The sequence below is a fragment of the Pseudomonas brassicacearum genome (assembly GCF_003732265.1).
Taxonomy (GTDB): domain Bacteria; phylum Pseudomonadota; class Gammaproteobacteria; order Pseudomonadales; family Pseudomonadaceae; genus Aquipseudomonas; species Aquipseudomonas brassicacearum_D.
Genome location: NZ_MOBK01000005.1, coordinates 112,251 through 126,309 on the forward strand (window position 1 = coordinate 112,251; position 14,059 = coordinate 126,309).

Consider the following 14,059-nt stretch of genomic DNA (forward strand, 5'->3'; position numbering starts at 1 on the left):
AAATGCACGACAACCATTTGAGTCGCCATGCCCGGCAGGTCCTGACCGTCACCCAGGGCAAATCGCACCTGCATGGCCCCGGCAGCGATCCTTCCATCGCCCGCTCCTGGCTGCGCTGTCTTGAGGACTATCACCTCGACCCGGCCCTGACCATCGCACCCACGGTGCTGGAACACGGCCGTGTGCTGGAGAGCCGCGAACGCTTGCAGCAAGTGCTGCACATCGCCGGCAATGAAATGACCAGCCTTCACCAACAACTGTCCGGTGCCGGGCATGCGGTGCTGCTGACGGATGCACGCGGGGTGATCCTCAATTGCGTCACCGCCCCCGCCGAACGAAAGATTTTCGAGCGCGCCGGCCTCTGGCTTGGCGCCGACTGGAGTGAAGCCTGCGAAGGCACCAACGGCATCGGCACCTGCCTGGTGGAACGTCAGTCGCTGACCATCCATCAAGACGAACATTTTCGCGGTCGCCACACCGGCCTGACTTGCTCGGCGAGCCCGGTGTTCGACCCTCATGGCGAATTGCTGGCGGTGCTCGACGTGTCATCGGCGCGCCACGATGTCTCGCGCCAGAGTCAGTTTCACACCATGGCCCTGGTCAATCTGTCGGCGAAGATGATCGAGAGCTGCTATTTCCTGCGCTACTTCGACAATCAATGGCTGCTGCGTTTTCACTTGCAGGCCGAGTCCGTCGGACTGTTCAGCGAAGGGCTGCTGGCGTTCGACGGGGAAGGGCGGATCTGCGCGGTCAATCAAAGCGCGCTGAACCTGCTCGGGCACATTCGTGGCGGCCTGCTGGGCAAACCGGTGGAAGCGTTTTTCGATTGCTCGCTGGATGAGTTGCTCGGTCGCGCCAGCGTGAACGCCAGCGCCAGTTGGCCCCTGCGCACCCGTGACGGTCGCAGCCTGTTTGCCGTTTTACGCGGGCAGCCACGCAGCATCCCGGTGCCGGTGGTGCAAAGCCTGGCGATTGCCGACCGGCCACGGCTGTCGGGCATCTGCATCGGTGATGCCGCGCTGCAGGAAGATTTTCGCAAGTCGCTGCGGGTGTTCGAGCGCGACGTCCCGCTGCTGATCAACGGCGAAACCGGTTCCGGCAAAGAAGCCTTCGCCAAAGCCGTGCACCAGGCCAGTCAACGGGCGGAAAAAGCCTTCGTTGCCCTGAACTGCGCGGCCATTCCTGAAAGCCTGATCGAGAGTGAACTGTTCGGCTATCGCGGCGGCAGCTTCACCGGCGCGCGCAAGGAAGGCATGCGGGGCAAGTTGCAGCAGGCCGATGGCGGGACCCTGTTTCTCGACGAAATCGGCGACATGCCCCTGGCCTTGCAGACCCGACTGTTAAGGGTGCTGGAAGACCGCCAAGTGGTGCCGATTGGGGGCGAGCCCGAGGCGGTCAACGTACGGATCATCAGCGCCACTCACCGTAATCTGTTGGATCGGGTGCAGGACGGCAGCTTCCGTGAGGATTTGTATTACCGGCTCAACGGGCTGGAAGTCGCGTTGCCGGCGTTGCGTGATCGCAGTGATAAATCCCAGTTGCTCGATTTCTTGCTGGCGGAAGAGGCGGGCGGGGAAACGGTATTGATCGACGGGCCGGCGCGGGAAGCCTTGTTGGGGTTTGCCTGGCCGGGCAACGTGCGGCAGCTGCGCAATGTGCTGCGCACGTTGGCGGCGTTGTGTGACAGCGGGCGGATCGGACTGGAGGATTTGCCGGCGATGATTCGTCAGGCGCGGCCGGCGGTTGCAGTGGCGGTCGAAGAACCGTCCGACCATCCGTTGGACGATGCCGAGCGGCTGGCGTTGCTGAATGCGCTGGAGCATACGCGTTGGCATATGACCCATACGGCTGAGCAGTTGGGTGTCAGCCGTAACACGCTTTACAGAAAGCTGCGCAAACACGGTATCGCCCGCTAGACCTGCTTTTTGTGGCGAGGGGGCTTGCCCCCGTTCGGCTGCGCAGCAGTCGTAAAACCTGAGTTTGTGATGTTTCAGACACACCGAAACCACAGGTTTTGGGGCCGCTGCGCAGCCCAACGGGGGCAAGCCCCCTCGCCACAGAGGTCGTGATGAGTCTCAGCTAAAGAGTGCGATTTTCCCCTCCCTACGCTAACCTGCGGCCATGTTTTACGAGGTCGACTAATGCACATTCATATTCTGGGTATCTGCGGCACCTTCATGGGTTCGATGGCGGTTCTGGCCAAGGAACTGGGCCATCACGTGACCGGCTCCGATGCCAACGTCTATCCGCCGATGAGCACTCAGCTTGAGGCTCAGGGCATTCAGTTGACCCAAGGCTACGACCCTTCCCAGCTCGATCCGGCCCCGGACCTGGTGGTCATCGGCAATGCCATGTCGCGCGGCAACCCGGCCGTCGAATACGTGCTGAACAAAGGTTTGCCGTACGTTTCCGGCCCGCAGTGGCTGGCGGATCACGTGCTGCAAGGCCGCTGGGTGCTGGCAGTCGCCGGTACTCACGGCAAAACCACCACCAGCAGCATGCTCGCTTGGGTCCTGGAGCACGCGGGCATGAGCCCGGGCTTCCTGATCGGCGGTGTGCCGCAGAACTTCTCGGTGTCCGCTCGCTTGGGTGGCACGCCGTTTTTCGTGATCGAAGCCGACGAATATGACAGCGCCTTCTTCGACAAACGCTCCAAGTTTGTTCACTACCGCCCACGTACGGCGATCCTGAATAACCTTGAGTTCGATCACGCAGACATTTTCCCCGATCTGCCAGCTATCGAACGGCAATTCCACCATTTGGTGCGGACCATTCCAAGCGAAGGCCTGGTGATCCATCCGACCACCGAACCGGCGTTGCAGCGTGTCATCGAAATGGGCTGCTGGACCCCGGTGCAGACCACCGGCGCGGGTGGTCAGTGGCAGGTCAAACTGCTGAGCGAAGACGGTTCGAAGTTTGAAGTGATGTTCGAAGGCGTCGCCCAAGGCGTGGTCGAGTGGGACATGACCGGTCAGCACAACGTAGCCAATGCCTTGGCCACATTGGCGGCCGCGCGTCATGTCGGCGTGGTGCCTTCCATGGGCATCGCCGCGTTGAGCGCCTTCAAAAGCGTGAAGCGCCGTATGGAAAAAGTCGCCGAAGTGCGCGGCATCACCATCTATGACGACTTTGCTCACCACCCGACGGCCATTGCGACGACCCTCGACGGCCTGCGCAAACACATCGGCGATGCGCCGTTGATCGCCATCATCGAGCCTCGCTCCAACTCCATGAAACTTGGCGCGCACCGCGACGGCTTGCCGGAAAGCGTGGTCGATGCCGATCAAGTAATCTGGTACGCACCGGCCAACCTCGGTTGGGACCTGGCCGGCACGGCTGCGCTGTGCACCGTGCCGTCGATTGTCAGCGATTCGCTGGAAGGTATTATCGAGCGCGTGAAAAGCCAGGCCCAGCCCGGCACCCACGTGGTGATCATGAGCAACGGCGGCTTCGGTGGCCTGCACGGCAAACTCGCCGAGGCGCTGCAATGAGCAGCGGCCCGGATCGCATCACGCTGGCCATGACCGGCGCTTCCGGCGCCCAGTACGGTCTGCGCCTGCTCGATTGCCTGGTGCGTGAAGATCGCGAAGTGCACTTCCTGATTTCCAAGGCAGCACAACTGGTGATGGCCACCGAGACTGACGTCACGCTGCCGCCAAAACCGCAGATGATGCAGGCCTTCCTCACGGAATACACCGGCGCTGCGGCCGGGCAAATCAAGGTGTATGGCAAGGAAGACTGGATGTCGCCGGTGGCTTCGGGTTCCGGTGCGCCCGCGGCGATGGTGGTGGTGCCGTGTTCCACGGGTACGCTGTCGGCCATCGCGACCGGAGCCTGCAACAACCTGATCGAACGTGCCGCTGACGTGACCTTGAAGGAGCGTCGCCAGTTGATTCTGGTGCCGCGTGAGGCGCCGTATTCGAGCATCCATCTTGAACACATGCTCAAGCTGTCGAACATGGGCGTGACGATCTTGCCGGCCTCGCCGGGTTTCTATCATCAGCCGCAAACCATTGATGACCTGATCGACTTTGTCGTGGCGCGGATCCTCAATCTATTGAACATCCCGCAAGACATGCTGCCACGCTGGGGCGAACACCATTTGAGCAGCGATGAATAAGCTCCTGACGCTCCTGCTGGTCTTGCAACTGACCGGCTGCGCCACGGCGCGCACCCTTGATGCCGCCAAACCCGGTGCGCCGTTGGTGTATGCGGGGACGCGCCTGGATGTGTATGCCATGAACGGCGGGTGCTGCGCCAAGGACCACTTTGGCGCCGAGGCGCCGAGTTACCCCGGCCTTGACCTGCCCGCCAGCGCGCTGCTCGACACGTTGCTGTTGCCGTTGTCATTGCTGACGGTGATCGGAGTGAGTTTTCAGGCGACGGGAGGGTTGTAGCGTTCGGCTAATGTGGCGAGGGAGCTTGCTCCCTCGCCACAGGGTCAGCAGTCTATTTACCTAGCTTGCGCAACTCATCCGATTCGACAATCCGAACCCCATCCTGCTCTTCCAGCGCCAATCGCCACATCGCCCGGGCCAGTTGGCAGGCTTCGATGCCGTGGTATTTGCCCGGGATCAGGCGTGACAGCGGCCCGGCGACTTTCTCGCCCAGGCGCGGCTCGATGCGATCGCCCAGCAGCAGAGACGGGCGGCAAATGGTCAATTGCGGCCAGTCCTGCGCGCGCAGTGCGTGTTCCATCTCGCCTTTGACCCGGTTGTAGAAAATCGAAGATCTGCGATCAGCGCCCAGAGCACTGATCACGATCAGGTGGCGGGCGCCCATTTCCCGCGCACGTTTGGCAAACGCCACGACCATGTCCAGGTCCACTGCACGAAACGCTTCTTCGGAGCCTGCCTGTTTGATCGTGGTGCCAAGGCAGCAGTAGGCAATATCGACACGACCGTTCAACTGCGGCAGGAACACCGCCGGATCGCCAACGGGGTTTTCCAGGTGCGGGTGTTTGGCGAGTGGACGGCGTGAGGGGGCCAATACCCTTGAAATCGTAGGCTCGTTGAGCAGTCGATCAAGCAGATGTTCACCGGTCAACCCGGTAGCTCCGGCAAGCAATACATGCTGAGGCGTCAAGTACATAGTGTTTCCCCCTTGATACTGTTCAGCTTAGTTGCTCTTTGCGTCCTTGCTGTCGATAGAGACACTTTGTAGCGCTTTTCGTGCCTGCTGCTTGCGTAACAACTGCCAGTGCGAGATCACCGTTTTCGGGGCCCAGATCTGCGGTTCAGAGGCTTCGAAGCTGTCCGCCAGTTCGCGCTCGGCGACGGTGGCCTTGGCCAGTTTGAAGGCTTGCTCCAGGTCGTCGGTCTGGTTCAGCGCCTGGGCAAACAGCGCATCGCCGAAGTAGGTGAAGTTGGCTTCCTCGGAGCAACCGAAGGACACGCGGTCTGCCCGCGAGGCCGTCATGATCAGGGTGCGTTCGTCTTTCAACGCCGGAATGAAACCGCCGGAATAGCAGGAGGAAATCACGATGATCTTGTCGCGATTCTTTAACGGCGCGAGCACCGCGGCGAGTTCATCGGCCTGCAGGTCGGACAGCTCCATACGTGGCTGGTCGAGCACCAGTTCGTGTTCGGCGGTGCCGTGGCTGGTCAGGTAAATGAAGATCAGATCTTCCGGGCCGCTGCGCTCGGCCAGCGTCAGCGCGGCGCGGCGCAGGTTTTCCCGGGTGGCCATCGGCCGGTCGACCATGTGGTCCCGATGATTCACCAGACGGATCTGGCCAAATGCACCGAAGCGGCTGCTGAGCATGTTGCTGACGTAGTCGGATTCGCGCAGGAACACGCTTTGTTTGCCGTCACCGCCCACGGTCAGGGTGTACAGCTCGACGGCCGGAGTCGAGGTCGGCACGTTGAACAGGGCGTCGTCGAGCAAGCGGCCCTGAGCCAGCAAGCCAAGCTCCAGGCTGTCGGGCAGCAACTTGCCATCGGCGTCACGCACCCGCTGGCCATTGTTCCACGTGCCGCTTTGCACGGTGCCGTCAGTCAGCACCAATGTGCCGCGTCCCGAGTAACTGTCGCTGTCGAATTGGCCGATGTAGAAGCTGCCATCGGGCAGGTTCAAGCGGCCCTGGCCACTGAAGCGCCAGTCGCTGAACTGGCCGATGTAGTGGCTGCCATCCGCGCCGATCAACTCACCCTTGCCGTTCAGCGAGCCTTCCTTGAACTGACCGAGCCAGACATCGCCGTCGGCATTCTCGTAGCGACCCTTGCCGTGCAATTGATTGTTCTTGAAGCCGCCCACGTAGATGTCGCCGTCAGCGCTGTTGAAGGTCCCGTTGCCTTCCAGTTGCCCATCGACGAAATGCCCGGTGAACTGATTGCCGCTGGCGTCGCCGCGCTGGCCTTCACCGTTGGGTTTGCCATGGGCGAACTGGCCCTGGTACGAGCTGCCGTCATCGAGTTCGAGATGACCGAGCCCTGAATATTGATCGGCCTTGAATTCGCCGCGATAGGTCATGCCGTTTTCTTTGAGCGTGCCTTCGCCCTCGCGCCGACCGAGTTTGAAACCGCCGGTGTAGCTGCTGCCCGGTGTGGTGAGCGTGCCCTGGCCGTCGAACAGGCCCTGGTTGAAATTCCCGCGATAGACTTCGCCGTTGCTGCCATGCCATTCGCCCTGGCCATGCCATTGACCCTTGTCGAACTCGCCGGCGTACCAGCTGCCGTTCGGGTAGTCGATACGACCCTGACCTTGCAGCAAGCCGTTGACCAGATCACCGCGATAGCGCCCACCATCCGGCAAGCGGGCATCGGGGGGCAGCGGCGATTCGCCGTTACCGCAAGCGGTGAGCAACAGGGTCAAGGCAAGAAGTGCAAGTGAGCGCATAGCGGGATCCGGGCAATTAGGCGACCGAGTATGCCGCAGCTATGTGTCGTATATATAGAGAGGGTCGCGAAACAGCGTGAGCTGCTTCGCATCCGGGAGGGTTACACGAAACAGAGGGACAGCGATTCAGCGATATAGGCCGGTTTGTCCGAGCCGTCTATCTCAAGGGTGCAGATAGCCTTGAGCAGCCATTGACCGGGTTTTTTTTCGGTGGCGTCGCTGAGTTCGACCTTGAGGCGCACTTTCGAATCGACCTTGACCGGTTGAATGAAACGCACGCTGTCGAGACCGTAGTTGACCACCATCTTCACGCCTTCGGGGAGGATGAGGATGTCTTCCATCAGTTTCGGGATCAGTGACAGCGACAGGAATCCATGGGCGATGGTGCTGCCAAATGGCGTTTGCGCGGCTTTGACCGGGTCGACATGAATAAACTGATAATCACCTGTGGCTTCTGCGAACAGGTTGATGCGCTCCTGATCGATGGTGAGCCATTCGGAACGTCCGAGTTCCTTGCCGACATAATCTTTGAGCTCTGCAACGGGAACATGGGGCATTGAGACTCTCCTTGGGTTTCATCGGATTTATAGTTTTTCGAGTGGGGGGATTTGACCTCCCTGTGAACCACTTTAGATCAACATGGCAAATGGCTCCGGTCAACTGTCCATGCTTTTGGCGAATGCCGATCCATAGCGCTGACGTGCTTATAATGCTCGGCCCCTGCTTTGTGGGGCGAGTGCGGGAGATGCCGGATGTTGTTACGTGGCCTGACCTGGCTGGTGCTGTTCCAATTGCTGGGCACAGCCATCAACCACTTGTTTTTACCGGTGCTGCCGGGGCCGATTATCGGTTTGCTGTTGTTGCTGGTGTACCTGATTTCACGCGGACAAGTCGGCGAGCCGCTGAGCCTGGCGGCGAGTAGTCTGCTGCGTTATTTGCCGTTGCTGCTGGTACCGCCGGCCGTGGGCGTGATGGTGTATTTCAAGGATATTGCTGCGGATTTCTGGGCCATCGTCGGCGCATTGGTGTTGTCGCTGGTGCTGTCCATGGCCTTCGCCGGGGTACTGATGCAGCGCATGGTCAAACCCCACGCCCCGCGCGGAGATGACCGATGATCCTGGATTGGCATGGCGCAATCGACTCGGTGATTCATCATCCGTTGTTCGGCATCGGCATCACGCTGGGCGCTTATCAACTGGTGTTGGCCGCTTTCGAGAAAACCCGCTGGATCTTTCTGCAACCGGTGCTGGTCTCGATGCTGGTGGTGATCGGTGTTCTGGTGACCTGTGGCCTGACGTACGCCGAGTACCGCAAGAGCACCGAGATCCTCAGCATCTTGCTCGGGCCTGCGACGGTGGCGCTGGCGGTGCCGCTGTACCTCAATCTGCGACGGATTCGGCAGTTGTTCTGGCCGATATTTACTACGCTGGTGATAGGTGGCGTGGTCGCCACGGGCATGGGCGTGTTGCTGGGCTGGTGGTTCGGTGCCGAGCATATGATCCTGATGACCATGGCGCCCAAGTCGGTGACGTCTCCGATTGCCATGCTGGTGGCCGAGCAGATCGGCGGTGTCGCAGCGTTGGCCGCGGTGTTCGTGTTGATCACCGGCGTGATCGGTGCGATCTTCGGCCCGAGCCTGTTGACCCGTCTCGGTGTGCACAGTCCCGAGGCGCGCGGCATGGCGCTGGGCATGACCGCCCATGCAGTTGGCACTTCGGTGGCCTTGCAGGAAAGTGAAGAGTGCGGCGCCTTCGCGGCGCTGGCGATGAGTCTGATGGGCGTGGCCACGGCGGTGTTCCTGCCGTTGGCGGTGTCGATGGTGGTGTAAGGAAATGTCTATGAGCTTGCCGCTTTTCCCGCTGAACACAGTGCTTTTTCCTGGCTGCATTCTCGACTTGCAGATTTTCGAGGCGCGCTATCTGGACATGATCAGCCGCTGCATGAAACAGGGTGGCGGCTTTGGCGTGGTGTGCATCCTCGATGGCGAGGAGGTCGGCATTGCACCGGCGGGTTATGCGCTGGTCGGCTGTGAAGCGCTGATCACCGATTTCAAGCAACAGGACAACGGCCTGCTGGGGATTCGGGTGCAGGGCGGGCGGCGGTTTCATGTCTTGCGCACCGAGGTGCAACGCGATCAGTTGACCCTCGCAGAAGTCGAATGGCTGGAAGATGAGCCTGAACAACCGCTGCAGGATGAAGACGCGGATTTGGTGGCGCTACTCAAGGCGTTGGCCGAGCATCCAATGGTCGAAGCGTTGAACATGGGCACCGAGGCGACCGGGCAACAGTCGCTGGCCAATCAGCTCGCTTATTTACTGCCGTTTGCAGAAGTGGACAAGATCGACCTGCTGCAACTCGATGACCCGCAGCAGCGACTGGATGCGATCCAGGCGCTGCTCGATGAGTTGCAAGGTGAGCTGTTTGCCTGATTAGTACGCATATCTCAACATCGCATGCGGCAAATGCCGCAACGCAAAGAACGCAAACAAAGCCATCAGCGCCGGCAGCACCAGCCACCAGATTTTAGGGGGCATGGCGTTTAGCGGCGCCTGACGCTGGCTCACCCACAAGCTCGCTGCGCACACGCATGCAGCCAGCATCGCGCCGGCCAGTATATCCGTCGGCCAATGCGCGCCCAGGTAGACCCTGGAAAGTGCAATCGCCAGCGCAGGTATGCAACCGACGAGCAGCCATGTCAGGCGCATCCGTGGCGGTTGCCCGCGACCGGCCAGCACGGCGAGGGTCAGGAATAGCGCGAATGACCCTGAGGCATGGCCGCTGGGCATGCTGTAGCTGGTCAACGGATCGCTCAGTACTTCCGGGCGCAGGCGGGCGAAGAAGTGCTTGGTCACGGTGTTGCCCAGTGCCGTGAACAGGAGGGCGCTGCAGGCAAAGATCGCCTGTCGCCATTGCCGGGTGATCAGCAGAAGCGCCACCAGCAAGGCACTGAACACCAGCATGTTGCGGAATTCGCCGATCAGCGTGAACAGCACTGCCACTTCATCAAGCATCGGGCTGCGGTGTTCCTGTACCAGGGTCATGACGCCCTGATCGAGCGCGTTCAGGTGCGGATAGCCAATAAACAGTCCCAGCAGAATCAGAAAGCTCATCCCGGCAATCAACATCGTCGCCTTGCGATGGCGGCGCATGCTGCTGGTGATGCTCAGGCCGACCATGGCCGCAATGGCGCCAGCGACGACGCCCGCCTCGGGCCAGAAACCTTCCGGCAGAGGCAAGCGAATCGCCGCGCCCGTGGCCCAACCGGGCAGCAGGTACGCCACACTCCAGCCAGCGGCGGCCAACAGACTGACGGCGAAAAATCGCGGGAAGGGCATGTCGAACATCCCGGCGACCATCGGCAGCATCGGCCGCAGGGGGCCGATGAAGCGCCCGACCAACAGGCTGGCGATACCATAACGCTGGAAATACGCCTCGGCCCCGGCAATCCATTCCGGATGATGGCGCAACCCCGGCAGGCGCCGGATGTTTTGATGGAAATGTCGACCGATGAAGTAGGACACGACATCGCCCAGCACACCGGCGATGAACCCTAACAGCAGCGTTTCACTCAGCGACAGCGCACCGCTGCCAGCCAGTACCGCCACGGCAAACAACATAACCGTACCGGGCACGATTAACCCGGCAATCGCCAGGCACTCGACGAAGGCCACGATGAACACCGCCGCCGCCAGCCATTGCGGGTTGACCGTCAACCAGCCGGTCACGCTATCGAGCCATGGGCCCATAAAAACAACTCCATCGAATGTTCAATTGGTCCCATGGAGGGACGAACGCAATCTTCCAGACACCACTCAAGGCAGCAAAAAATAATCGCGACCTTCGACCTGCCCCCGTCGCAGCGGGTTTCGCGTGCAATACGGCGCATAAGCCGCATCCACAAAGCGGTACATCAAGTGTTCATCACGTCCATGGGGGATGCCCAGGCGCGTGGTCTGGATGATATGAGCAGGCGCCGGGCCGACGTCCTCAACCAGCAACACTTCATGATCGAAACGCTTGGCATCCCAGACCGGCACCTTCAAGCCCAGCGCCTTGCACAGCAATGTCTGCCCGGCGCACAGCTTTTGCGAAGGACGAGGGCGGCCTTGGGCGTCGGGATTGTTCAATAACATCTGCGCCAGGCTCGCCGGCCCGCTCAATTCATCGACCCACGGATAGGCGGATTTGATCAGTACCGCATTGCCGGGGCCTTGAGCGCTGAAATTCAGGGAGTCGCCGCCGCGGGCGTAATACATATAGATGTGACCGCCATCCAGAAACAAAGCCTTACGCTTTTCTGTGTAGCCGAGGGAGGCGTGGCTGCCTTTTTCTTCGAAGTAATAGGCTTCAGTTTCAATAATCCGGGCGCTGAGCCACAGGTCACCGACCCGGTGACGGATGACTTTGCCGAGCAGGTCCCGGGCCAGCGTTTGCGCGTCGCGGTCGAAAAACGCATCCGGGAGCCCCGTGGGCAGGCTCGCAGCGGACGCTCGAACAGTCAGGTTGGACATGATGAACGGCGTTTATCAGGGCTGATTGAGCGGTGATGATAACAATTTGCAGCTTAATCCCGGCTGAACGTCGGCAAATTGCCCTCGATTTCGACCATCCGCCCGTCACCGCTGTTAGTCGGGAGACGCGACAGCTATAATCTGCCGCTTTCCTCTTTACCAAGACCACAGCAGACAATGACTGAGTCCGTTCTTGACTACATGGCCCGCCTGGGTCGCGCTGCCCGCGAAGCCTCTCGCGTCATCGGTTGTGCCAGCACCGCGCAGAAAAACCGCGCCTTGCAGGCTGCTGCCAATGCGCTGGACGCTGCACGCGTCGAGCTGACGGCGGCCAACGAACTGGATTTGGCCGCGGGTCGCGCCAATGGTCTTGAACCTGCCTTGCTGGAACGTCTGGCGCTGACCCCGGAACGCATCGACGGCATGATCGTCGGCCTGCGCCAGGTGGCCGCATTGCCGGACCCGGTCGGCGCGATTCGCGACATGAGCTTCCGCCCGTCGGGTATTCAGGTTGGCAAGATGCGCGTGCCGTTGGGCGTGATCGGAATCATCTACGAATCCCGGCCGAACGTGACCATCGACGCCGCCAGCCTGTGCCTGAAGTCCGGCAACGCGACGATCCTGCGCGGCGGCTCCGAAGCCATTCATTCCAACCGCGCCATTGCCGCCTGCATCCAGCGCGGTCTGGCCGAAGCCGAACTGCCGGCCGCCGTGGTGCAAGTGGTCGAAACCACTGATCGTGCTGCCGTTGGCGCGCTGATCACCATGCCGGAATACGTCGACGTCATCGTGCCCCGTGGTGGCCGTGGCCTGATCGAACGTGTCAGCCGTGATGCCCGCGTGCCGGTGATCAAACACCTGGACGGCATCTGCCACGTTTACGTGAGTGAGCATGCCGATCTGGCGAAAGCCCAGCGCATCGCGTTCAACGCCAAGACGTACCGTTATGGCATCTGCGGCGCGATGGAAACGCTGCTGGTGGATCAAACCGTTGCCAAGGATTTCCTGCCGTCGATGGCTGCCCAGTTCCGCGAAAAAGGCGTTGAACTGCGTGGTTGCCAGCGCACGCGGGCGATCATCGATGCGGTAGCGGCCACGGAAGAAGACTGGACCACCGAATACCTGGCGCCGATTCTGTCGATCCGCGTGGTCGACGGGCTGGACCAGGCCATCGAACATATTAATCAGCACGGCTCCCATCACACCGACTCGATCGTCAGCGAAAACCTCTCCGACACACGGCGTTTCGTCGCGCAAGTCGATTCATCGTCGGTGATGATCAACACCCCGACGTGCTTCGCCGATGGCTTCGAATACGGATTGGGTGCCGAGATTGGCATTTCTACTGATAAGCTGCACGCCCGCGGCCCGGTGGGCCTCGAAGGACTGACCTGCGAGAAGTACATCGTGGTCGGTGATGGCCAGCTGCGCGGCCAGGCGTCGGTCTGACTTGGGCGACCTTGACCCGACAGCCCCAGCCACCGCAAACGAGCCTCGACCTCGGCGCATTGGCATGCTGGGCGGCACGTTCGACCCGGTGCACATCGGCCATCTGCGTGGTGCGCTGGAAGTCGCCGAGTCGTTGGCGCTCGATGAATTGCGTCTGACACCCAGTGCCAGGCCGCCGCATCGCGGTACGCCGCAGGTGTCGGCCAAAGACCGTCTGGCGATGGTCGAGTGCGCGGTGGCCGGTGTGGCGCCGTTAGTGGTGGATGCCCGCGAATTGCAGCGGGACAAACCGTCCTACACTATCGATACCCTGGAACTGATGCGCGCCGAACTGGCCGCCCAGACCCAGGTTTTTCTACTTTTGGGCTGGGACGCATTTTGCGGCCTGCCCACTTGGCACCGCTGGGAAGAGTTGCTCCAGCATTGCCACATCCTGGTGCTGCAACGCCCGGATGCCGACAGCGAACCGCCGGATGCCTTGCGCAACCTGCTGGCAGCGCGCTCGGTGAGCGACCCGCTGGCCCTCAAAGGGCCGAGCGGACAGATTGCATTCGTCTGGCAGACACCGCTCGCGGTATCCGCCACCCAGATCCGTCAACTGCTGGCCAGCGGTAAGTCGGTACGTTTCCTGGTGCCCGACGCGGTCCTGGCCTACATCGATGCGCACGGACTTTACCGTGCGTCGAACTGAAAAGAGGCGCGCTTCAAGCACGTGATCACGTGTATCGAAGCCCCCGAACATACGAGCAAAACGAGTTTTATATGACTGACAAAGACGTAGCTAAAGTAAAGCGCAAAGGCACATTCAAAAGCGCTCCACTGCCAGTAGAGGCGCCAACCGGGCCGGAGCTGCGCGGTGAAGAACTGGTCAAGGTTGCCGTAGCCGCCCTGGAAGACGTCAAGGCCCAGGACATTCAGGTCATCGACGTTCGTGAAAAGCAGAGCATCACTGACTTCATGATCATCGCTACCGGTACCTCCAACCGCCAGATCGGCGCGATGCTGGACAAGGTTCGCGAAGCCGTCAAAGCCCAGGGCGTCAAGCCATTGGGTGAAGAAGGCAAGGGCGACAGCGACTGGGTCCTGCTGGACATGGACGACGTCATCGTTCACATGATGACCGCCTCCGCTCGCCAGTTCTACGACCTGGAACGCCTGTGGTCCGGCGCTGAACAGAGCCGTGCGCTGAACGCGGCTCACCACAGCCCGGAAAACACCCACGAGCATTTCATCAAGCTCAACAAAGACCAGCAATAAGGGCC

General features: G+C 61.0%; 15 protein-coding genes. 10 read left to right on the plus strand and 5 right to left on the minus strand.

Translation table 11 applies throughout. The features are described from left to right. Positions 1 to 2: 2 nt before the first annotated feature. The 4 genes from BK660_RS11595 (at position 3) to BK660_RS11615 (ending at position 4,397) form a co-directional block, all read left to right on the plus strand. Positions 3 to 1,916, plus strand: coding sequence for a sigma-54-dependent Fis family transcriptional regulator (locus BK660_RS11595; RefSeq protein WP_123433407.1), 1,914 nt, complete (start codon positions 3 to 5; stop codon positions 1,914 to 1,916). A gap of 225 nt (positions 1,917 to 2,141) precedes the next feature. Continuing rightward, positions 2,142 to 3,491 (plus strand): UDP-N-acetylmuramate:L-alanyl-gamma-D-glutamyl-meso-diaminopimelate ligase, encoded by a 1,350-nt coding sequence (gene mpl, locus BK660_RS11605; protein ID WP_123433408.1) that lies wholly within the window; start codon positions 2,142 to 2,144, stop codon positions 3,489 to 3,491. After that, on the plus strand, positions 3,488 to 4,120 hold the full coding sequence (ubiX, locus tag BK660_RS11610) for a flavin prenyltransferase UbiX (RefSeq protein ID WP_027924312.1): 633 nt from the start codon (positions 3,488 to 3,490) through the stop codon (positions 4,118 to 4,120). The genes mpl and ubiX overlap by 4 nt, the downstream gene beginning before the upstream one ends. Next, positions 4,113 to 4,397 (plus strand): YceK/YidQ family lipoprotein, encoded by a 285-nt coding sequence (locus BK660_RS11615; RefSeq protein ID WP_123433409.1) that lies wholly within the window; start codon positions 4,113 to 4,115, stop codon positions 4,395 to 4,397. Before ubiX ends, BK660_RS11615 begins: the two co-directional genes overlap by 8 nt. Positions 4,398 to 4,449: 52 nt before the next feature. On the opposite strand, the gene BK660_RS11620 is transcribed toward BK660_RS11615, so the two are convergent. The 3 genes from BK660_RS11620 to BK660_RS11630 all read right to left on the minus strand — a co-directional run bounded on the left by BK660_RS11620 (position 4,450) and on the right by BK660_RS11630 (position 7,394). Continuing rightward, positions 4,450 to 5,091, minus strand: coding sequence for an oxidoreductase (locus BK660_RS11620; RefSeq protein ID WP_123433410.1), 642 nt, complete (start codon positions 5,089 to 5,091; stop codon positions 4,450 to 4,452). 27 nt (positions 5,092 to 5,118) lie between these two features. Next, on the minus strand, positions 5,119 to 6,837 hold the full coding sequence (locus BK660_RS11625) for a C13 family peptidase (RefSeq protein WP_123433411.1): 1,719 nt from the start codon (positions 6,835 to 6,837) through the stop codon (positions 5,119 to 5,121). Positions 6,838 to 6,938: 101 nt separating this feature from the next. Then, a complete protein-coding gene (locus BK660_RS11630) occupies positions 6,939 to 7,394 on the minus strand; it encodes a MaoC family dehydratase (RefSeq protein ID WP_123433412.1) in 456 nt (151 codons plus the stop codon). 195 nt (positions 7,395 to 7,589) lie between these two features. On the opposite strand from BK660_RS11630, the gene BK660_RS11635 reads away from it, so the two are divergent. The 3 genes from BK660_RS11635 to BK660_RS11645 are packed head-to-tail and all read left to right on the plus strand — an operon-like array spanning position 7,590 to position 9,266. Beyond that, positions 7,590 to 7,952 carry a CidA/LrgA family protein gene (locus BK660_RS11635; protein ID WP_123433413.1) on the plus strand — a complete coding sequence of 121 codons (363 nt, stop codon included), beginning with the start codon at positions 7,590 to 7,592 and terminating at the stop codon, positions 7,950 to 7,952. A 2-nt stretch (positions 7,953 to 7,954) separates the two neighbouring features. Next, on the plus strand, positions 7,955 to 8,665 hold the full coding sequence (locus BK660_RS11640; protein ID WP_185045073.1) for an LrgB family protein: 711 nt from the start codon (positions 7,955 to 7,957) through the stop codon (positions 8,663 to 8,665). A 10-nt stretch (positions 8,666 to 8,675) separates the two neighbouring features. Next, positions 8,676 to 9,266, plus strand: coding sequence for an LON peptidase substrate-binding domain-containing protein (locus BK660_RS11645; protein ID WP_123433415.1), 591 nt, complete (start codon positions 8,676 to 8,678; stop codon positions 9,264 to 9,266). Here BK660_RS11645 and BK660_RS11650 read toward each other — a convergent pair whose 3' ends face one another. Next, on the minus strand, positions 9,267 to 10,583 hold the full coding sequence (locus BK660_RS11650) for a bifunctional DedA family/phosphatase PAP2 family protein (protein WP_123433416.1): 1,317 nt from the start codon (positions 10,581 to 10,583) through the stop codon (positions 9,267 to 9,269). It abuts the gene before it with no gap. Between the two features lie 66 nt (positions 10,584 to 10,649). Next, a complete protein-coding gene (locus tag BK660_RS11655) occupies positions 10,650 to 11,348 on the minus strand; it encodes a DNA-3-methyladenine glycosylase (RefSeq protein ID WP_123433417.1) in 699 nt (232 codons plus the stop codon). Positions 11,349 to 11,525: 177 nt separating this feature from the next. Here BK660_RS11655 and BK660_RS11660 point away from each other — a divergent pair, with 177 nt between their 5' ends. The 3 genes from BK660_RS11660 to rsfS all read left to right on the plus strand — a co-directional run bounded on the left by BK660_RS11660 (position 11,526) and on the right by rsfS (position 14,054). Continuing rightward, the gene (locus tag BK660_RS11660; protein ID WP_123433418.1) at positions 11,526 to 12,797 is read left to right on the plus strand and encodes a glutamate-5-semialdehyde dehydrogenase; all 1,272 of its coding nucleotides are present in this window, start codon (positions 11,526 to 11,528) and stop codon (positions 12,795 to 12,797) included. Position 12,798: 1 nt separating this feature from the next. Beyond that, on the plus strand, positions 12,799 to 13,488 hold the full coding sequence (gene nadD, locus BK660_RS11665; protein ID WP_221178647.1) for a nicotinate-nucleotide adenylyltransferase: 690 nt from the start codon (positions 12,799 to 12,801) through the stop codon (positions 13,486 to 13,488). A gap of 71 nt (positions 13,489 to 13,559) precedes the next feature. Next, positions 13,560 to 14,054 carry a ribosome silencing factor gene (gene rsfS, locus BK660_RS11670; RefSeq protein WP_123433420.1) on the plus strand — a complete coding sequence of 165 codons (495 nt, stop codon included), beginning with the start codon at positions 13,560 to 13,562 and terminating at the stop codon, positions 14,052 to 14,054. Positions 14,055 to 14,059 lie beyond the last annotated feature (5 nt).